This is a genomic window from Halomonas rhizosphaerae, from assembly GCF_030012485.1.
Classification (GTDB): Bacteria; Pseudomonadota; Gammaproteobacteria; order Pseudomonadales; family Halomonadaceae; genus Halomonas; species Halomonas rhizosphaerae.
On the sequence record NZ_JASCQQ010000003.1, the window covers coordinates 111,670 to 130,954 of the forward strand.

A 19,285-nucleotide genomic window follows, 5' to 3' on the forward strand; every position below is an offset into this window, starting at 1 on the left:
GGCGGTCAGACCATGAAGGAGGCGCCGCAGCCGCAGGTGGTGGTGGCGTTGGGGTTCTGCACCAGGAAGCGGGCACCGGCCAGCCCCTCCTCGTAGTCGACGGTGGAGCCGACGAGATACTGGTAGGAGAGGGGGTCGACCACCAAGGCCACCCGGCCGAATTCGACGAGGGTGTCGTCGTCGGCGACCTCATCGGCGAAGTCGAAGCCGTACTGGAAGCCCGAGCAGCCTCCACCGGTGACGTAGACCCGCAGCTTGAGCCGGGGATTGCCCTGTTCCTCGATGAGCGCCGCGAGACGGGCACGGGCCCCATCCGAGAGCATCAAGGGGGTGGGAACGAAGGATTCGGCACCGCTCATGGGTGACCTCCCCTGGATCGATGAATGTCTTGCCAGGGGGGATTATCCACAATCCCCAGCAAAAGGGTCAACTTTGTTGGGGTGGTGTCCTAGATGAGGGTATCAGGGCATGATGGCCGGGGCGTCGAGGCCGGCCGACTCGTCGAGGCCGAACATCAGGTTGAGGTTGTGCACGGCCTGACCGGAGGCGCCCTTGACCAGGTTGTCGATCACCGAGAGCACCACCACGGTGTCGCCGTCACCGGGACGGTGGACGGCCAGGCGGCATACGTTGGCTCCCTTCACGCTGCGTGTCTCGGGATGGCTGCCCGCCGGCATCACGTCGACGAAGGGCTCACTGGCGAAGCGCCGCTCGAAGAGCGCCTGGAGGTCGCCGGGGTCGGCGGTCAGGCGGCCGTAGAGGGTGGCGTGGATGCCGCGGATCATCGGCGTCAGGTGGGGCACGAAGGTCACCTCCACCGGGCCCCCGGCAGCATCCGCCAGTCCCTGGCGGATCTCCGGCAGGTGGCGGTGGCCCGAGGCGCCATAGGCCTTCATGGACTCGCTGGCCTCGGCCAGCAGCGAGGGTACCTTGGCGCCGCGGCCGGCCCCGGTAACCCCGGACTTGCAGTCGGCGATGACCCGGTCGGCATCGATCACGCCCGCCTCCAGCAGCGGCAGCAGGCCGAGCTGCACGGCGGTGGGGTAGCAGCCCGGCACGGCGATCAGTCGCGCCTGGCGGATGCGCTCGCGGTTGACTTCGGGCAGGCCGTAGATCGCCTCGCCGAGCAGCTCGGGGGCGCCGTGGGGCTGGCCGTACCAATGGGCCCACTCCTCGGTGTCCCGCAGCCGGAAGTCGGCCGAGAGGTCGATGACCCGGGTGCCCCTGTCGAGCAGCTCGCCGGCGAGGGCATGGGCCACGCCGTGGGGGGTGGCGAAGAAGACGGCATCGCAGCGGGCCAGCCGGTCGGCATCGGGCTCGCTGAAGGCCAGGTCATCGTAGTGGCCGCGCAGGTTGGGATAGAGCTCGCTGACGGCCATGCCGGCCTCGGAGCGCGAGGTGATGGCGTCCACCGCCACGTCCGGGTGACGGGCCAGCAGCCTGAGCAGTTCGACGCCGGTGTAACCGGTGCCGCCGACGATTCCGACCTTGATCACGATGGCCTCCTGGGATTGGTGACGTGATGCTGGGACCTGTGTCCCCGGATATGATACACAAGAGAGACGCGACCTACCCAGGCCCAGCCTGGCGGGTCTTCCCCAGCAAGGCCGAACAGGATCGTCGCCGTGCCGCGTCTCTCGCTACCCGACTTGAGCCTGGAAGGCTTCCGTCGCCAGCTGGCCAACGTCGATGCCCTGCCGCAGCTCTGCGTGCTGGGTGTGGTGTCGGGCCTGGTGACGGGCGGGCTGATGGTGGTATTCCGCCTGCTGCTTTCCCTGGGGGGCATGCTGCTGTTTCCCGACGGCGACCCCGAGGCCTTCGAGGCCCTGCCGTCGGCCCTGCGGGTGCTGATGCCCCTGGTTGCGGCGGCCCTGATCGGCCTGTGGCTCATACGCCTGCCGCCGGAGGGACGGCGTATCGGCGTGGTCCACGTCATCGACCGGCTGACCTATCATCAGGGACGCTTCCCGCTACGCAACTGGCTGGCCCAGTGGTGGGTGGGCGTGGTGTCGGTGATCGGTGGCCTTTCCGCCGGACGCGAGGGGCCGGCCATCCACCTGGGGGCGGCGGCCTCCACCGGCCTGGGACAGTACCTGCGCCTGCCCCACAACAGTCTCAGGGTGCTGGTGGCCTGCGGCACGGCAGCGGGCATTTCGGCCTCGTTCAATACGCCCATCGCCGGCGTCATCTTCGCCATGGAAGTGGTGATGATGGAGTACACCATCATCGGCTTCATGCCGGTGATCCTGGCTTCCTCCATGGGCGCCGTGGTGGCCCAGCTGGTCTACGGACCTGAACCCGCCATCGGCATCCCCGACCTGCACCTGAGATCCCTGCTGGACCTACCCTGGATCCTTGCCAGCGCCCTGCTGATCGGGCTGCTGGCGGCACTCTTCGTGCGCGTGGCCCGGGGGCATGAACGGCTTCAGCGGCTGCCCATGGCGCTGCGCTTCGCCCTGGCGGCGCTGGCGGTGGCAGGGGTCGCCTGGTGGTACCCCGAGGTGCAGGGGATGGGCTATGACACGCTGCAGCGGGCGCTGGGCGGGGCCGCCGCCGTGGACGTGCTGCTCGCGGTGGCCATCGGCAAGCTGCTGCTCACGGCCTTCACCGTGGCCTGCGGCATCCCGATCAGCATCATCGGCCCCATCCTGGTGGTCGGCGGTGCGGCCGGTGCCCTGTGCGGCCTGGCGGGCCAGGCCCTGCTGCCGGTGGGGGCCTCGGCCCCCGAGGTCTATGCCCTGCTCGGCATGGCCGCCATGATGGGGGCCGTGCTGCAGGCGCCCCTGGCGGCCCTGATGGCCCTGCTCGAGCTCACCCACAATCCCGGCATCATCATGCCGGGGATGCTGGCGGTGGTGGTGGCCGGCCTCACGGCGCGGCAGCTGAGCCGCAGCCAGGGATTCTTCCTCACCCAGACCCGTCAGGGGCTGCACCCGCTGCAGCAGCCCCTGATGCAGGCACTGTCCCGGGTCTCGGTGCCGGCGGTGATGGAGCGCAGCCTGGTGCGGACCTCGCGCATGGTGACCCGTGATCAGGCCAGCGTCCTGCTCGAGTCCAATCCTGCCTGGGTGCTGATCGAGCGTTCCACGGACGACAAGCCGACCCTGGCGCTCAAGGCGGCCGACCTGGCCCGCTGGCTGCTGGAGCATGATGCGCCCGAGTCGGAGGAGGACAGCGCCCTGCTGGACCTGCTGGAGATCCCCGGCCAGCGCCTGGACATGGCACCGATCCACCTGCAGGCGACGCTCTCCGAGGCCTTCGAGCGGCTCAACGACAAGGCGCTGGATGCCCTCTACGTCGAGCACGGTCACCGGCCGAAGCAGAAGCGGATTTCCGGTATCATCACCCGCGACGCCATCGAGCGCTATTACCGCTTTTCCGATTCGACCCACGGCTGAGGAGTCGTCATGTATCTGTGGATGAAGGCCCTGCACCTGGTGGCCATGGTGACCTGGTTCGCCGCCCTGTTCTATCTGCCGCGCCTCTATGTCTACCACGCCATGGCGCGGGACAGGGGCGAACAGCAGGCCATCGATCACTTCCTGGTGATGGAGCGCAAGCTCTACCGCGGGATCATGACGCCGTCGATGATCGCCGTGCTGCTGTTCGGGGGTGCCCTGCTGGTGCTCAATCCCGCCTGGTTCGCTCAGGGCTGGATCCATGCCAAGCTGCTGCTGGTGGTATTGCTGGTGGGCTATCACCATGTCTGCCTGATCTACCTGAAGCAGTTCGCCGAAGCGCGCTGTCGGCGCGGCCATGTGTTCTTTCGCTGGTTCAACGAGCTACCGGTGATCGCCCTGCTGCTGATCATCTTCCTGGCCGTGCTGAAGCCCTTCTGATGGCCGATTCCCCTGAACTCTCCCCCCACCTGCCGACGGTGCTGGTGCTGTCCGGCCACGACCCCACCGGCGGTGCCGGCCTGGTCGCCGACAGCGAGGCGGTGGCGGCCTGCGGCGGTTGGGCGCTGACCGTGCCCACGGCACTGACGGTGCAGAACTGCCGGGACGTGAGCGCGGTGAGGCCCGTGTCCGCCGCTGACCTGTACGCCATGGCGGCGGCCCTGGACGACTTCGAGATCGCCGCGATCAAGATTGGCCTGGTGCCGGATGGCGCCGTGCTGGATGCCGTGGTGGATATCCTGCGGCGCCGGCCGGGGGTACCGGTGGTGATGGATCCGGTCCTCAGGGCCGGCGGTGGCAGTGACTTGTCCACAGCCGAGCTCATCGACGCCATGTGCCGTCACCTGCTGCCGCATGTGGATATCCTGACACCCAACCGCCAGGAGCTGGCCCGGCTGGCGGGAGACGAATTCGACGATGACACCGAGCGGGCGGTGAGGCTGATGTCCCTCGGCTGCCAGGCCCTGCTGGTCACCGGCACCGACCACCCCGCGGGACGGGTGCCGGCCGACCGGGTGGAACATACCCTGCATGCACCGGAGACCAGCCGGCAGTGGACCTGGCCGCGACTCGCGGGGCGCTTCCACGGTTCCGGCTGTACCCTGGCGAGTGCGCTGGCGGCGCGCCTGGCATCGGGCGAGTCACTGGTCACGGCCTGCGAGCAGGCGCAGGCCTTCACCTGGCAGGCGCTGGCCCATGGCTGGCAGCCGGGGCAGGACCAGCGGCTGCCGCGGCGCCTCTGGCAGTTGCCGGCGAGGCCCGCCTTTCTCGCCATCGACGCCGCGACGCCGCCGGGATGACGGGCGGGCTGGTCATCGCTTCCCCGGCAGACGAGAATGGGGCGGAACCGGCAGAGGCGCGGTCAAGCGTCATTCGACGACATTCACCGACGCTTCACTGTCCGTCACGAGGTTATCCAGAGATCTATCCACAGCCCGCCTGGCCGGGCACGCATCAACAGGGCAAGAGGTTGACATGACCACATCCGCACAGCTCTTCGAGCAGGCCTGCCGCCACATTCCCGGCGGGGTCAACTCGCCGGTTCGCGCCTTCAAGGGGATGGACCGTCCCCCGGTGTTCATGGAGCGTGCCCGCGGCGCCTATCTCTTCGATGTGGAGGGCAAGCGCTATGTCGACTACGTCGGTTCCTGGGGGCCCATGATCACCGGTCACGCCGACCCCGAGGTGCTGGGCGCGGTGCGTGAGCGGCTCGACAGCGGCCTCTCCTTCGGCACCCCCACGGCCATCGAGACCACCATGGCCGACCTGATCTGCGAGATGATCCCCACCATCGAGATGGTACGCATGGTCAATTCCGGTACCGAGGCCACCATGTCGGCGATCCGCCTGGCACGCGGCTATACCGGCCGCGACAAGATCGTCAAGTTCGAGGGCAACTACCACGGCCACTCCGACTCGCTGCTGGTCAAGGCCGGCTCGGGCGCCCTCACTCACGGTGAGCCCAGTTCCCCCGGGGTGCCGGCCTCCCTGGCCGAGCACACCGTGACCCTCTCCTTCAACGATCCCGATGCCGTGGAGCAGTGCTTCGAGGAGATCGGCAGCGAGGTGGCCTGCATCATCGTCGAGCCGGTGGCCGGCAACATGAACTGCATCCCGCCGCAGCCGGGCTTTCTGGAGACCCTGCGGCGCGTCTGCGACCAGCACGGCAGCGTGCTGATCTTCGACGAGGTGATGACCGGCTTCCGCGTGGCGATGGGGGGCGCCCAGGCCCATTACGGCATCGAGCCGGACCTCACCTGCCTGGGCAAGATCGTCGGCGGTGGCATGCCGGTGGGTGCCTTCGGCGGTCGTCGCGAGATCATGGAGGTGATCTCGCCGCTCGGTCCCGTCTACCAGGCCGGCACCCTCTCCGGCAATCCGCTGGCCATGGCGGCCGGTATCACCCTGCTCGGGAAGCTTCGCCAGCCGGGCTTTCACGATGCCCTGGCGCAGCGGGTCGAGACCCTCTGCCACGGTCTTCAGGAGAGGGCCGATGCCGCGGGTATCGACATGATCACCCAGCGTGCCGGCGGCATGTTCGGGATCTTCTTCACCGGCCAGAGCCGGGTCGACAACTTCGCCCAGGCCACCGCCTGCGATGCCGATGCCTTCCGTCGCTTCTTCTCCCTGATGCTCGACCAGGGGGTCTACCTGGCGCCGTCGGCCTTCGAGGCGGGCTTCATGTCCAGTGCCCATGCCCCGGAGGACATCCAGCTGACCCTGGACGCTGCCGAGAAGGCATTCGCGGCGATGAAGCCGGCCTGAGACTCCACCTCCATAACGGGAGACCCCAGATGAGCCAGACAGATGCCGATCAAGCGGCCTCCTGCGAGGAGGCGCTGCAGCTGGAGGAGCTGGTCGACCGGCTGGTGGCCTTCCATCGCCGCTCGCGCGGCGCGGCTGGGCCCGAAGATGCCGGGCTGGCTGCCTTCCGGGAACGCCTCGACGGGGAAGTGGCGGCCATCGAGCCGCTGCTCGCCGGGGAGGAGGATCGCCAGCGTCTGGCCTGTCTTCGGCAGTGGCTCGCACAGGACCTCGCGCGACTGGCGCCGGTCTTCCTGGCACGCCGGGAGCGCGTGCTGGCGGCCAGCTGGGCCGTCGCGCATCCCGACAGTCGGCTCTGCGACCAGGGTCGGGTGCTGCTGGCCAATGCCATCGGTCGGGACCTCCAGGGGCCCGGGTGGAATGGCATCGTCGACCCGGGCAGCGACCTGGCCTCGCTGCTGGTGGGACTGGAATCCCATGGCGAGACCGGCCTGGCACGCCAGGCCCTCGATGGCTACCTGCGGCGGTCCGGGGACTATGGGCTGGCTCGCCTGCTCTCGGCCTTCCGTGTCGTCGAGGCCCTGGCCGGTGCGCGACGCGCCCTGCAGCGCCATCAGGCGGCCGGTGAGGACGGCGAACGCCCTGCCCTGCTGGCCGAGACCATGCGGGAGTGCCGTGGGTACCTGGACCTGGCCGAGGCCTATGCCGAGTTCCGCTTCCCGCCGCTGATCATCGGCATCGGTGTCTCGGGCAGTGGCAAGAGCCGCTTCACCCGGACCCTCGTCGGTCGTCTGGGGGCCGTTCGCCTCTGTTCGGATGTGGAGCGCCGACGGCTTCACAGCATCGATCCACAGGCGGTCGTGAGGGAATCGCCTGTGGACATCTTTGCCCGGGAAGCCACCGAGCGGACCTATCGTCGACTGGCCGAATGTGCCGGCACGCTTCTGGAGGCGGGTTTCCCGACCTGCGTCGATGGCACCTTCCTGAAGCGGGAGCAGCGGGATCTCCTGCGCCAGCAAGCCGAGGCCCGTGGCCTGCCGGTGCTGCTGGTCAGCTTCGAGGCCGATGACGTCACGCTGCACCGGCGCATCGACAAGCGCGCCCGGCGTCACAGCGTCCCGGTGGAGGACAGTCTCGCCATACTGGCGCGCCAGCAGGCCGACTTCGAGGCCTTCGGCGACGAGGAGCGCCTGCACCTGCTGCACCTCGATACCACGGCGGACAATGCCGCCGAGACCCTGGCGGGTCTGATCCAGGATCACGTGCGACTGATCTGAGGACCTCTCAGGTGCCGTTGGGTGGTTGGTGACTGGCCTCGCGCTGGCGGCGACCCACCAGCGGCGGCGGGGCACCGAGGTTCTGGCGGGCCCAGTTCACCGCCTGCAGGCGGTTGTGCACCTTGATCTTGCGGAAGATGTTGTAGAGATGGGACTTTACGGTGTGCTCGCTGACGAACAGCTGGTCGGCGATCTCGATGTTCGAGGCCCCCGTGCCCAGCATGGCGATGATCTCCAGTTCCCGGTGGGTCAGGCCGCAGACCGGCCGATAGGAGTTGAGTTGCTGGCGGCGAAAGAACTGGATCATCCGCGTCATCAACGTGCGTGACATCCACAGGTTGCCTTCCAGCAGGATCTTCAGCCCCTTGCAGATCATGTCCAGCGAGTCGCTGCGGTAGAAGACGCCCTGCAGGTTCATGGCCGAGAGGACCTCGACGGCATGCTCCTCGTCCCGCAGGTTGAAGGCGGCCAGCGACATGTCGCCGGCCTCGGCCGCCCTGACATGCCACTGCTGCATGGTGGCCTCGTCGATATGATCCGCATCGAGCAGCACCACGGTCGGCGAGGCATCCTTGCCCTTCCACTCCGTTCCCGGCGCGACGACCGAGACCGGACAGTCGAGCTGATCGTGGAGATAGTTGATGAAGAGTTGTGACTGAGGGTTGTTGGCGGTGACCAGCAACACCAGGCTCTTCCCCTGTTCCATGGTGCGACCCCTTCGCAAGGCGCGGTTAACTTTCATTATGAGGCAATCAGCCATTTGTGGCATAAGCGCCACACTGGCTCTTAGTCTTGGGCATAATGTAATTTTTCGTTACTAACTTTTGGTTATAAATATGTGCTTTTTTGTTTTCGTTTGTTTCTAGTTGGGCCGCCACCTAGCGCGATCAAGGACTTGGCGCCGGAAGAGGGCTCGGCTACCCCTGCCGTCGATACCGCCTGCCAAGGAAATTCATCCTGGTGCTCGCGGTTTAACGACTTAATTTCTCATAATTAAGAATGAGAAAAGTAGTTGTTGTGGATGACATACTTTCAACTCCTTGGCCCAGCCGTTCCCCCTTGTGGTGTCGGCTCGTAGAATGGGCGACCCCTGACCGTCTGGAGAACCGACCATGACCCCAGCCCTGCTGGTCCTGGCCAGTGGCAATGCCGGCAAGCTGCGCGAGTTTCATCAGCTGCTCGCGCCGCTGGGCTTCGACGTACGGCCCCAGGCCGACTACGGCGTTGCCGACGTCGAGGAGACCGGCCTGACCTTCGTCGAGAACGCCCTCCTCAAGGCCCGGGAAGCCAGTCGCCTGAGCGGTCTGCCTGCCCTGGCTGATGATTCCGGCCTGGAGGTTGATGCCCTGAACGGGGCGCCCGGCATCTACTCCGCGCGCTTTGCGGGTGAGCCGAAGAGCGATGCGCGCAATAACGCCCGGCTGCTGGCGTCCCTGGCCGAGGTGCCGGAGGGGCGTCGCCGGGCCCGCTACTGGTGCGTGCTGGTGCTGCTGCGTCATGCCGACGACCCGGTGCCGCTGATCGTGCAGCGTAGCTGGGAAGGCGAGATCCTGCAGGCTCCCCGTGGAGAGGGGGGCTTCGGCTATGACCCGCTCTTCTGGCTCCCGGACCAGGGAGCGAGTGCCGCCGAGCTCACCGCCGAGCAGAAGAACCGGCTTAGCCACCGCGGGCGGGCCCTGCAGGCGCTGGTGGCGGCGATGGATGCCGGACGAGATCGTCCATGAGCGCCCTTAACGAGTCTGCGCGTGCAGTGCCGCCGCTCTCGCTCTATGTCCATGTCCCCTGGTGCGTGCGCAAGTGCCCCTACTGCGATTTCAACTCCCACGGGGTAGGGCGGAGCGCCGAACTTCCCGAGGCGAGCTACCTCGAGGCGCTGATCGCGGATCTCGAGGCCGACCTGCCGCTGGCCGCGGAGCGTGAGCTGGTGAGCATCTTCATCGGCGGTGGTACTCCGAGCCTGATGTCGTCCGGTTTCTACGAGAGACTGCTGCAGGCCGTGGCGAGCCGGCTTCCGCTGGCAGCAGACATCGAGATTACCCTGGAAGCGAACCCCGGTACCCTGGAGCGGGGACGTTTCGCCGGCTACCGGGCGGCGGGGATCAACCGCCTGTCGCTGGGCGTGCAGAGCTTCCAGGATGCGCAACTGGCGGCCCTGGGACGTATCCATGGCGGTGACGATGCCGTGGCGGCTGTCGAGGAGGCGCGTCAAGCGGGGTTTGACAACCTCAACCTCGACCTGATGCACGGCCTTCCCCAACAGACGCCGGCATTGGCGCTGGCCGATCTCGACCAGGCCCTGTCGCTCTCCCCGGAGCACCTGTCCTGGTACCAGCTGACCTTGGAGCCCAATACCGAATTCCACGCCTTTCCGCCTGAGCTGCCCGTGGAGGAGGTCCTGTGGGACATCCAGGACCTGGGACACGAGCGCCTGGAGGCCGCCGGCCTGGAGCGCTACGAGATTTCCGCCTATGCCCGTTCTGGTCGGGGCTCGCGACACAACCTCAACTACTGGCGCTTCGGCGACTATCTGGGGATCGGGGCCGGTGCCCATGGCAAGCTCAGCGTCCCGGGAGCCGAAGGCCTGCAGATCCAGCGCCGCTGGAAATCGCGACTGCCCGATGCCTACCTGCGCCGGCTCGATGACCCGAGGGGATTCGTTGCCGGTCGATTCGACATCGATGAGCGGGAGCTGCCGCTGGAATTCGCCATGAATGCCCTGCGCCTGGTGGAGGGGGTACCCCTGTCGATCTGGAAGGCCCATACGGGTCGCGGGACGCGGACGTTGCTCTCCAGGCTGGTCGCGGCCCGTGAAAAAGGACTTCTTGTGGAAGATGCCGACTGGCTTAGGGCATCACCTCAAGGTCTACTATTCTTGAACGAGCTGCTGGCTCTGATCGATGATGAGCGGGCCAGTGAAGGATGATATTCCTCAACCCAAGGAGAAGAGGACACCATGAGCAGATCGATCCGACTGATTGCACCCCTGGCCGCCGCCGCGCTGCTGGTAGGCTGTACCACCACCGACCCCTATAGCGGGGAGACCCAGCGTAGCCAGACCGGGACGGGGGCGGCCATCGGCGCCGCCGTCGGCGCTGCTGCCGGTGCCCTCAGTGGTGACGGAAGCACCAGCCGGCGCGATCGCGCCCTGATCGGCGCCGCCGTGGGGGCCGCCGCCGGCGGTGGCATCGGCGCCTACATGGATCGTCAGGAGGAGCAACTGCGTCAGAGCACCCAGGGCACCGGCATCGGCGTTGATCGCCGCGGTGATGATATCGTGCTCAACATGCCGAGCGAGGTAACCTTCGATTTCGACTCCAGTGATCTGACGTCCGGTGCGCGCAATGCCCTCAATGACGTGGCCTCGGTGCTGCAGCAGTATCCCGACACCCGGGTCAATATCGCCGGCCATACCGACAGCACCGGTGATGCCGGTTACAACCAGCGGCTCTCCGAGCGTCGTGCCGATTCGGTGGGCAACTATCTGGCCCAGTCCGGCGTGTCGCGCAACCGCTTGAACATGCGCGGCTATGGTGAGAACCAGCCGGTGGCGAGCAACGACACCGAGCAGGGCCGGGCTCAGAACCGGCGGGTGGAGGTTACCCTGTCACCCATCGAGGACCGCTTCCAGGAGCAGTAAGCCGGCTTCCTTAAGCCCTTACCCCGGGCCCGTCACTGCAAGGCAGTGACGGGCCCTTTTGTCTTGCCGACTCACGGATCTCCTTCCATGCTTTCCTATCAGCATGCCTATCATGCAGGCAATTTCGCCGACGTTCACAAGCATCTGACGCTTTTTGCGGTCATCGATCATTTGTTACGTAAGGAATCACCTGTTACGTACATGGATACCCATGCCGGTCGCGGCCTCTACCCGCTGGCGGCGGAGGAGACCGCGAGGCTCGGGGAGTACCGTAAGGGCTTTGCTCGGCTATGGCAGGCGAGAACGCACGTGGCTGACGACCCGCTGCTCGGCGACTGGCTCGCGGCGGTCGGGCGGGTCCAGGCACGGGACGGCACTCTCGACCACTATCCTGGCTCGCCATGGTGGCTGTCGGACCGGTTGCGTGCCAGTGACCGGCTGATGCTCTTCGAGCTGCACCCCGGAGAGCATGGCCACCTGACCCGTCAGGCACTGCCTGACAATGTTCAGCGCATCCATGGTGACGGTCTCGAGGGGCTGGTGAAGTGCCTGCCGGTGGGCACCCCGCGGCTCTGTGTGCTGGTCGACCCCAGCTACGAGCGCAAGGCGGAGTATGGCGAGGTGGTTGATGCGGTGCTCAAGGCCATGCGCAGGGCACGCCATGCCGTCGTGCTGGTCTGGTACCCCCTGCTGCCGGCCGGCCGCCATCGGGAGCTGCTGGAGGGCCTGCGCGAGGGCGGCCTGCGCAAGATCTGGCGTAGTGAGCTGAGGCTGCGCGAGCCCCAGGAGGGCGAGCGTGGCATGGTCGGCAGCGGCATGCTGGTGATCAATCCGCCCTGGGGGCTCGATACGCGGCTGGAAGCGGCCATGCGGCAGGTCACGCCGCTGCTGGGCGCGACCTGCCGCCATCATGGCGACTGGTGGGTCGGGGAGTAGGGTGACGGCCCTGCGGGAAGGGGCTACTTGCCGATACAGAAACTGCCGAAGATCTCGCCCAGCGGGGTGGTAACGACCGCGCTGTCAGCGCGGCCCTGCGGGAAGGGGCTACTTGCCGATACAGAAGCTACCGAAGATCTCACCCAGCGGGGTGGTATCGACCGCGCTGTCAGCGCGGCCCTGCGGGAAGGGGCTACTTGCCGATACAGAAGCTACCGAAGATCTCACCCAGCAGGTCGTCCGCGCTGAACTCCCCGGTGATCTCGCCCAGCGCCTGCTGGGCGTCGCGCAGGTCTTCGGCAAGCAGCTCACCGGCCCCATAGCCGGCGAGCTGCGCCTCGCCGTTGGCGAGGGCCTGTCGGGCCCGGTCCAGGGCCTCCAGATGCCGGCGTCGGGCCGAGAAACGCCCTTCTGTGGTGGCGGCATAGCCCATCACCGCCTTGAGGTGCTCCCTGAGGCCATCCACCCCTGCGCCGCTCCTGGCCGACAGCCGGATCACCGGGGTGGCGGCGTCAGCATCGATGCCGGGGGCTTCGTGGCTGGCGTCAATCTTGTTGCGCACGAGCGTCAGCCGCGAGGGGTCCCGAAGGCGTGCGACGAATTCGGGCCAGATGGCCATGGGGTCGATGGCCTCGGTGGTAGCCGCATCCACCATCAGCAGCACGCGATCGGCCTTCTCGATCTCCTCCCAGGCCCGGGCCACCCCGATCTTCTCCACCGCGTCCGGGGTATCGCGCAGCCCGGCCGTGTCGATGACGTGCAGGGGCATGCCATCCAGGTGGATATGCTCGCGGAGGACGTCCCGGGTGGTGCCCTCGATGTCGGTGACGATGGCGGTGTCCTGCTCGGTCAGCGCATTGAGCAGACTCGACTTGCCGGCATTGGGGCGCCCGGCGATCACCACGCTCATGCCTTCCCGCATCAGGGCCCCCTGACCCGCGGCGGCCCGCACCTCGGCCAGTTCCGACTGGACCGCCGCCAGCCGGATGGCGACATGCCCGTCGGCGAGAAAGTCGATCTCCTCCTCCGGGAAGTCGATGGCCGCCTCGACGTACATGCGCAGCTCGATCAGCCGCTGGACCAGCGACGCCACGCGACGCGAGAACTCGCCCTGCAGGGAGCGCAGGGCGTTCTCGGCCGCCCCCCGGGAACTGGCCTCGATCAGGTCGGCAATGGCCTCGGCCTGGGCCAGGTCCAGCTTGTCGTTGAGGAAGGCGCGCTCCGAGAACTCCCCCGGGCGGGCGAGCCGTGCCCCCAGCTGCACGCAGCGCTCGAGCAGCAGGTCCATGATCATCGTGCCACCATGCCCCTGCAGTTCCAGGACATCTTCGCCGGTGAAGGAGTGGGGCCCCGGGAAGAACAGCGCGATGCCCTCGTCGATTACCGCGGATTCGCCGTGGAAGGGGCCGTAGTGGGCGTATCGCGGGGCCGGGCAGTGGCCCACCATGGCCTCGGCGATCGTCGTGCAGGCGGGCCCGGAGACGCGGATGATGCCCACGCCGCCGCGTCCCGGAGGGGTGGCCAGGGCGGTGATGGTGTCCTGATCATGGAGACTGGCGGTCATCGGCGGCACCTCTGCTGGAAGGGAAACATTGTCCGGGTCGGGCCCCGCAAACGCCAGACCCCCGCCGGGGCGGGGGTCTGGGTGTCGGGGAGAAGCACCGCGCTACTTGGTCTTCATGCCCTTGCCGATACTCGGGTCGGCCTCGATCTTGCGGGTAATCGCATACTGCTGAACGATGGAGATACAGTTGTTGACCACCCAGTAGATGACCAGGCCGGCCGGGAACCACAGGAAGAAGAAGGTGAAGACGATCGGCAGCATCTTCATGATCTTCGCCTGCATGGGGTCCGGAGGCGTCGGGTTGAGCATCTGCTGGACGAACATCGAGGCGCCCATCAGGATCGGCAGGATGAAGTACGGATCCTTCACCGACAGGTCCTGGATCCAGAACATGAAGGGTGCGTGGCGCAGCTCCACGGATTCCAGCAGCATCCAGTAAAGGGCGATGAATACCGGCATCTGCACCAGGATCGGCAGGCAGCCGCCCAGAGGATTGATCTTCTCCTTCTGGTAGAACTTCATCATCTCCTGGGACATCTTCTGGCGGTCGTCGCCGAACTGCTCCTTGAGGCGCTGCATCTCCGGGCCCAGCTTGCGCATGCGGGCCATGGACTTGTAGGCCTTGGCGGAGAGCGGCCACAGGGCCAGCTTCACCAGCAGGGTCAGCAGGACGATGGACCAGCCCCAGTTGCCGATCAGGTCGTGGATCTGGTCCAGCAACCAGAACAGCGGGTTGGCGATGAACCACAGCCAGCCGAAGTCCACCGTCAGCTCCAGGTGGGGGGCCACGGCCTCCAGTCGCTCCTGCACCTTGGGCCCCATGTAGAGGGTTGCCCCCAGCGCTGCCTCGCTGTTGGCGGCCACACTGCTGGTGGGGCCGGCGAAGGCGGCCACGTTGCGGCCGCGGGAGTCGGTGGTGGCGTAGAAGAGGTTCTGCTGGTTCTGGGCAGGGGCCCAGGCCGAGGTGAAGTAGTGCTGGATGATGGCGACCCAGCCCCCCTCGACGTCGCGGTTGTTGAAAGCGCCTTCCTGGATCTCCTCGAAGTCGACCTTCAGGTAGCGATCCTCCGGGGTCGAGTAGGCGGCGCCGAGGAAGGACTGCATGCCCAGGGCCGGTCCGCTGGAGGGGTCGCTGCTGTTGTCGCGGGCCAGCTGGCCGATGAAGCGGGCCGTGACCGGCTCCTCGGTGTTGTTGGCCAGGAAGTAGTCCACGTCCACCGCGTAGCTGTCACGCTCGAAGGTGAAGCGCTTGATCACCTCCACGCCATTCACCTCGGCAGCCAGGTCGACCTCGAGTCGCTCGTCGTTCCCGCCCAGCCGGTATTCGGTCGACTCGGGGGTGAAGGTGATGCGTCCCTCGTGGCCCTCGAGCTGAAGCCCTGAGCGTGCCACATAGCTGCGACCCTCGCTGTCGGAGAGCAGCACATAGGGTCGGTCGGAGTCGAGGCTGAAGCGGTGCTGGGGCAGCGCCGCATAGACGATGTCCCCGCCCTGGGGGTCGATGCGGACATCGAGCACGTCGGTGACGACGGCCACCAGGTCACGGCTTCCCGAGGTAGAGGCGGCCTCGCCGGGGATCTCGCCGGTCATGTCGTCCGACGGGCCGGCGGTCGCGGGGACCGAGAGGTCATCGCTGCCCGATGACGCCTGGTCCTGGCGAGCCCCTTCCTGGGCGCTGCCGGTGATGGCGGGAGCTTGCGGCTCAGGGGTCACCTGTCCGTAGTCCTGATTCCACTGGACGATCAGCAGGTAGGCGAGTACCGCCAGGGGAATCACGAGGAGAAGTCGTTTTACGTCCATGAGGAGTCTGCCCGATGGGTAGTGAACATTCCGATGGCGCAACGCAGGTCGCCCACCCGAGATACACGAAAGCCTGCCGGAGGCAGGCTGGACAACGCGTGCAGGCTGGCTGCATCCGAGGCGTCAGCATGGAGGGGCGCAACGAGGATGGCAGTGGTCATGCCCATGCCGGCGCCGGGACGGACCGGCACGCAGGGGTGCCGGTCATCGTTCGCGGCCCGCGTCACCGCTTTCCGGGCTGAGCAAGTCTGTCCCGTGGGACGACCTGCGCGCCTCTCGCTCCAGGCGACGCCACATCCCGTGGAGCTGACGATGCACGGTGGCATTGTCCAGTTCATGGACTCCTCGTCTTGCCAGCACCACGATATCCACCGAGGGCAGGCGATACTGCTGAAGCCGGATGGATTCACGCACGATGCGCTTGAGGCGGTTTCGGTCGACGGCTCTGCGGACGTTCTTCTTGCTGAAGATCAGGCCGAGACGCGGATGACCTCGCTCATTGGGCGAGGCGAGGGCCATCAGCCCCTTGCCGTGGACCTTGAATGCAGCCGTTTCGAAGACACGTCGATAATCCCCGGCGGTCAGCAGTCGCAACTGCCGGGGATAGCCCTGACTGGACACGCGAGGGCCGCGGTCAGGCGCTCAGGCGCTTGCGGCCCTTGGCACGGCGACGGGCCAGAACGGCACGACCATTCTTGGTGGCCATGCGCGCGCGGAAGCCATGCACGCGCTTGCGCTTGAGGACGCTGGGTTGAAAAGTACGTTTCATAACTGGTTATTCCCACGTGGTTTTCGGAACGAATCGATCATTCGGAGACATCCGGATGCCGCTGGCGGACCCGGGGGTATTCGGTTCAAGACCGGAAATTGTAGTGATTTCAGCCTCGCGGTGCAATTCTTCCGTGCGTCCCGATGCTGCCGGTGGGGCCTGGCACCCTTCTTCCTCCTCGATGAGGCACCAGGCCATCACCGTCAGTGATCCGTGCCTGTTATCACTATTGGGGATATGTATTGTGAGCAAGCCATTATAAATCTTTAATATCAATGTGTTGTTGTCACGGTTTTGCTGTGGACAAGGTGGGGATGCTGCGGGGATGACTTGCCCCGGCAGTCGACGGAGCAGGCGGCATCCGCGGGCCTCTGGTTCTGCCCCGCATGGCCTCCCTGCGGCTCACGGAGGGGTTTTCCACAGACCGTGTCACGGCATCGGGCATGTGGATAACCCGTCGCCTGAACGATACAATAGGCGGTCGTTTTCAATGCAATGGTGAGGTCGCGTGTCACTGGCTCTCTGGCAACAATGTCTGGATACCCTGCAGGATGAACTGAATTCCCAGCAGTTCAATACCTGGATCCGCCCGCTGCAGGCGGAGGAAGGGGAATCCAACCAGTTGCGCCTTCTGGCGCCGAATCGCTTCGTGCGTGACTGGGTCAGCGACAAGTATGCCAAGCGGATCAGTGAACTGATGCGTGAGCTCTCGCCCGCCAAGCCGCCGAAGGTGGTACTGACCGTCGGCAGTCGTCGCGCGACGCCGTCCCCTCAGCCCCGTGAGCTGGGCCATCCCGTCTCGGCGGCGCGTGCCCCTGCCGCGCCGGCGGTCCAGGTGCCGCCGCGGGGGGATGTGGGGGACGAGCGCGAGATCGATCAGTTGCGCGAGGAAGGTGCAGGCCAGCGGCGTGGCGGCGAGCGTCAGGTGCAGGTGGAGGGGAGCCTCAAGCACAGCAGTGGTCTTAACCCCAACTTCACCTTCGAGACCTTCGTCGAGGGCAAGTCAAACCAGCTTGCCAGGGCCGCCTCTCGCCAGGTGTCCGAGAATCCCGGCGGCGCCTACAATCCGCTTTTCCTCTATGGCGGGGTCGGCCTCGGCAAGACCCACCTGATGCATGCCGTGGGCAATGCCCTGGCAACGCGACGCGAGAATGCCCGGGTGGTCTACCTGCATTCCGAGCGCTTCGTGGCCGACATGGTCAAGGCGCTGCAGCTCAATGCCATCAACGACTTCAAGCGCTTCTATCGCAGCGTCGATGCCCTGCTGATCGACGATATCCAGTTCTTCGCCGGCAAGGAGCGCTCCCAGGAGGAGTTCTTCCATACCTTCAATGCGCTGCTCGAGGGCGGCCAGCAGATGATCCTGACCTCTGATCGATACCCCAAGGAAATCAGTGGGGTAGAGGAGCGCCTGAAGTCGCGTTTCGGCTGGGGCCTGACGGTGGCCATCGAACCGCCGGAGCTGGAGACCCGTGTGGCGATCCTGATGAAGAAGGCCGATCAGGCCAAGGTCGACCTGCCCCACGACGCCGCCTTCTTCATCGCCCAGAAGATCCGCTCCAACGTGCGCGAGCTGGAGGGTGCCCTGAAAAAGGTGATCGCCGACTCCCACTTCATGGGCAAGACGATCACTCAGGACTTCATCCGCGAATCCCTCAAGGACCTGCTGGCGCTTCAGGACAAGCAGGTCGGTGTGGACAATATCCAGCGCACCGTGGCCGAGTACTACAAGATCAAGCTTGCCGACCTGCTCTCCAAGCGTCGTTCCCGCTCGGTGGCCCGGCCCCGGCAGGTTGCCATGGCCCTGGCCAAGGAGCTGACCAATCATAGCCTGCCGGAGATCGGAGATGCCTTCGGTGGCCGAGATCACACCACCGTGCTGCATGCCTGCCGCAAGGTGAAGGCGTTGCAGGAGGAGAGCGCGGACATCCGCGAGGACTACAAGAATCTGCTGCGGCTGTTGACCAGCTGAACGGAACACCAGCGGTCGGGTCGCCGGCCTCAACCCCTCCAGGACAAGTAGTGGAGCCGACATGAAATTTTCCATCTCCCGAGAAGCGCTGCTGCGCCCGCTGACGCTGGTTGCCGGCGTCGTGGAGCGACGCCAGACACTGCCGGTACTCTCCAACGTGCTGATTCAGGTCGACCAGGACCAGGTGTCCCTCACCGGTACCGATCTCGAGGTCGAGCTGATCGGCCGCACGGCCGCCAGCCTGGTGGAAGAGCCCGGCTCGGCTACCGTGCCGGCCCGCAAGCTCATGGACATCTGCAAGTCACTGCCGGACCAGTCCGAGATACAGCTTTCCCTCGAGGAGGGAAGGGCGGTGCTGCGCAGTGGTCGCTCGCGCTTCACCCTCTCGACCCTGCCGGTGGCCGAGTTTCCCAACATCGAGGATGACCCGGGTAACGTGGAGCTCAGCCTGCCGCGGGGTACCCTGAAGCACCTGATCGATGCGACCTCCTTCGCGATGGCCCAGCAGGACGTCCGCTATTACCTCAACGGCATGCTGCTCGAGTTGGGCAACAACCTGGTGCGCACCGTGGCTACCGATGGCCATCGTCTGGCCGTCTGCTCGCGTCCGGCCGAGATCCAGGTGGAGCCTTCCCAGAAGCTGATCGTGCCGCGCAAGGGGGTCCTGGAACTGGTGCGCCTGCTCGATGACGGCGAGGAACCGGTCAGTCTGACCCTCGGCGCCAGTCATGTACGGGCCCATACCGGTGACTTCACCTTCACGTCCAAGCTGGTCGACGGCAAGTTCCCCGACTACGAGCGGGTCGTGCCACGCGGGGGTGACAAGGTCTTCATCGCCGACCGTGCCGAGCTGCGCCAGGTGCTGTCACGCACGGCCATCCTTTCCAACGAGAAGTACCGTGGCGTGCGGCTGAATCTCGAGGAGGGCAACCTGCGGGTGATGGCCAACAACCCCGAGCAGGAAGAGGCCGAGGAGAACGTCGCCATCGAGTACAGCGGTCCGGCCATGGAGATCGGCTTCAACGTCGGCTATCTCGTCGACGTGCTCAGCGTGCTGGACGAGGACCGGGTGCAGATGACCCTGGCCGACCCCAACAGCAGTGCGCTGATGGAAGAGCCCGGCGGCGGCGACGCCATGTACGTCGTCATGCCGATGCGCCTCTGAG

At 66.3% G+C, this 19,285-nt stretch carries 18 protein-coding genes; 11 read left to right on the forward strand and 7 right to left on the reverse strand.

Annotated features, from left to right (window positions below; all coding sequences use genetic code 11):
* Positions 1-5 precede the first annotated feature (5 nt).
* Both erpA and argC read right to left on the reverse strand, forming a co-directional pair.
* Positions 6-359: an iron-sulfur cluster insertion protein ErpA gene (erpA, locus tag QLQ86_RS00715; RefSeq protein WP_282733925.1), complete on the reverse strand. Its 354-nt coding sequence runs from the start codon at positions 357-359 to the stop codon at positions 6-8.
* Positions 360-461: 102 nt separating this feature from the next.
* Positions 462-1,496 carry an N-acetyl-gamma-glutamyl-phosphate reductase gene (gene argC / locus QLQ86_RS00720; protein WP_282733924.1) on the reverse strand — a complete coding sequence of 345 codons (1,035 nt, stop codon included), beginning with the start codon at positions 1,494-1,496 and terminating at the stop codon, positions 462-464.
* Positions 1,497-1,625: 129 nt separating this feature from the next.
* Between argC and QLQ86_RS00725 the strand changes: the two genes are divergently transcribed.
* From QLQ86_RS00725 to QLQ86_RS00745, 5 genes are all read left to right on the forward strand, one after another.
* The gene (locus QLQ86_RS00725; protein WP_282733923.1) at positions 1,626-3,398 is read left to right on the forward strand and encodes a chloride channel protein; all 1,773 of its coding nucleotides are present in this window, start codon (positions 1,626-1,628) and stop codon (positions 3,396-3,398) included.
* A gap of 9 nt (positions 3,399-3,407) precedes the next feature.
* Positions 3,408-3,839 carry a protoporphyrinogen oxidase HemJ gene (hemJ, locus tag QLQ86_RS00730; RefSeq protein WP_282733922.1) on the forward strand — a complete coding sequence of 144 codons (432 nt, stop codon included), beginning with the start codon at positions 3,408-3,410 and terminating at the stop codon, positions 3,837-3,839.
* Positions 3,839-4,699: a bifunctional hydroxymethylpyrimidine kinase/phosphomethylpyrimidine kinase gene (gene thiD, locus QLQ86_RS00735; protein WP_282815605.1), complete on the forward strand. Its 861-nt coding sequence runs from the start codon at positions 3,839-3,841 to the stop codon at positions 4,697-4,699. The genes hemJ and thiD overlap by 1 nt, the downstream gene beginning before the upstream one ends.
* 175 nt (positions 4,700-4,874) lie before the next feature.
* Positions 4,875-6,164: a glutamate-1-semialdehyde 2,1-aminomutase gene (gene hemL / locus QLQ86_RS00740; RefSeq protein ID WP_282815606.1), complete on the forward strand. Its 1,290-nt coding sequence runs from the start codon at positions 4,875-4,877 to the stop codon at positions 6,162-6,164.
* 29 nt (positions 6,165-6,193) lie between these two features.
* A complete protein-coding gene (locus QLQ86_RS00745; RefSeq protein WP_282815607.1) occupies positions 6,194-7,441 on the forward strand; it encodes a bifunctional aminoglycoside phosphotransferase/ATP-binding protein in 1,248 nt (415 codons plus the stop codon).
* Positions 7,442-7,448: 7 nt separating this feature from the next.
* On the opposite strand, the gene QLQ86_RS00750 is transcribed toward QLQ86_RS00745, so the two are convergent.
* The gene (locus tag QLQ86_RS00750; protein WP_282733918.1) at positions 7,449-8,147 is read right to left on the reverse strand and encodes a LuxR C-terminal-related transcriptional regulator; all 699 of its coding nucleotides are present in this window, start codon (positions 8,145-8,147) and stop codon (positions 7,449-7,451) included.
* Positions 8,148-8,553: 406 nt separating this feature from the next.
* Here QLQ86_RS00750 and rdgB point away from each other — a divergent pair, with 406 nt between their 5' ends.
* The 4 genes from rdgB (at position 8,554) to QLQ86_RS00770 (ending at position 12,014) form a co-directional block, all read left to right on the forward strand.
* A complete protein-coding gene (gene rdgB / locus QLQ86_RS00755) occupies positions 8,554-9,165 on the forward strand; it encodes an RdgB/HAM1 family non-canonical purine NTP pyrophosphatase (RefSeq protein ID WP_282815608.1) in 612 nt (203 codons plus the stop codon).
* Positions 9,162-10,364: a radical SAM family heme chaperone HemW gene (hemW, locus tag QLQ86_RS00760; RefSeq protein WP_282815609.1), complete on the forward strand. Its 1,203-nt coding sequence runs from the start codon at positions 9,162-9,164 to the stop codon at positions 10,362-10,364. The genes rdgB and hemW overlap by 4 nt, the downstream gene beginning before the upstream one ends.
* Positions 10,365-10,394: 30 nt before the next feature.
* Positions 10,395-11,078, forward strand: coding sequence for an OmpA family protein (locus QLQ86_RS00765; protein WP_282733915.1), 684 nt, complete (start codon positions 10,395-10,397; stop codon positions 11,076-11,078).
* An 87-nt stretch (positions 11,079-11,165) separates the two neighbouring features.
* Positions 11,166-12,014 (forward strand): 23S rRNA (adenine(2030)-N(6))-methyltransferase RlmJ, encoded by an 849-nt coding sequence (locus QLQ86_RS00770; RefSeq protein WP_282815610.1) that lies wholly within the window; start codon positions 11,166-11,168, stop codon positions 12,012-12,014.
* Between the two features lie 193 nt (positions 12,015-12,207).
* Here QLQ86_RS00770 and mnmE read toward each other — a convergent pair whose 3' ends face one another.
* The 4 genes from mnmE to rpmH form a co-directional block, all read right to left on the reverse strand.
* Positions 12,208-13,578 carry a tRNA uridine-5-carboxymethylaminomethyl(34) synthesis GTPase MnmE gene (gene mnmE, locus QLQ86_RS00775; RefSeq protein ID WP_282733913.1) on the reverse strand — a complete coding sequence of 457 codons (1,371 nt, stop codon included), beginning with the start codon at positions 13,576-13,578 and terminating at the stop codon, positions 12,208-12,210.
* Positions 13,579-13,680: 102 nt separating this feature from the next.
* Entirely contained in the window at positions 13,681-15,378 is a 1,698-nt protein-coding gene (gene yidC, locus QLQ86_RS00780; protein WP_282815611.1) for a membrane protein insertase YidC, read from the reverse strand.
* 204 nt (positions 15,379-15,582) lie between these two features.
* Positions 15,583-15,999: a ribonuclease P protein component gene (rnpA, locus tag QLQ86_RS00785; RefSeq protein WP_282815612.1), complete on the reverse strand. Its 417-nt coding sequence runs from the start codon at positions 15,997-15,999 to the stop codon at positions 15,583-15,585.
* A 13-nt stretch (positions 16,000-16,012) separates the two neighbouring features.
* The gene (gene rpmH, locus QLQ86_RS00790; protein WP_010626003.1) at positions 16,013-16,147 is read right to left on the reverse strand and encodes a 50S ribosomal protein L34; all 135 of its coding nucleotides are present in this window, start codon (positions 16,145-16,147) and stop codon (positions 16,013-16,015) included.
* A 508-nt stretch (positions 16,148-16,655) separates the two neighbouring features.
* Between rpmH and dnaA the strand changes: the two genes are divergently transcribed.
* Together dnaA and dnaN are read left to right on the forward strand one after the other, a co-directional pair.
* A complete protein-coding gene (gene dnaA, locus QLQ86_RS00795; protein WP_282815613.1) occupies positions 16,656-18,119 on the forward strand; it encodes a chromosomal replication initiator protein DnaA in 1,464 nt (487 codons plus the stop codon).
* Between the two features lie 61 nt (positions 18,120-18,180).
* On the forward strand, positions 18,181-19,284 hold the full coding sequence (gene dnaN / locus QLQ86_RS00800; protein ID WP_282733909.1) for a DNA polymerase III subunit beta: 1,104 nt from the start codon (positions 18,181-18,183) through the stop codon (positions 19,282-19,284).
* The last annotated feature ends 1 nt before the right edge of the window (position 19,285 follow it).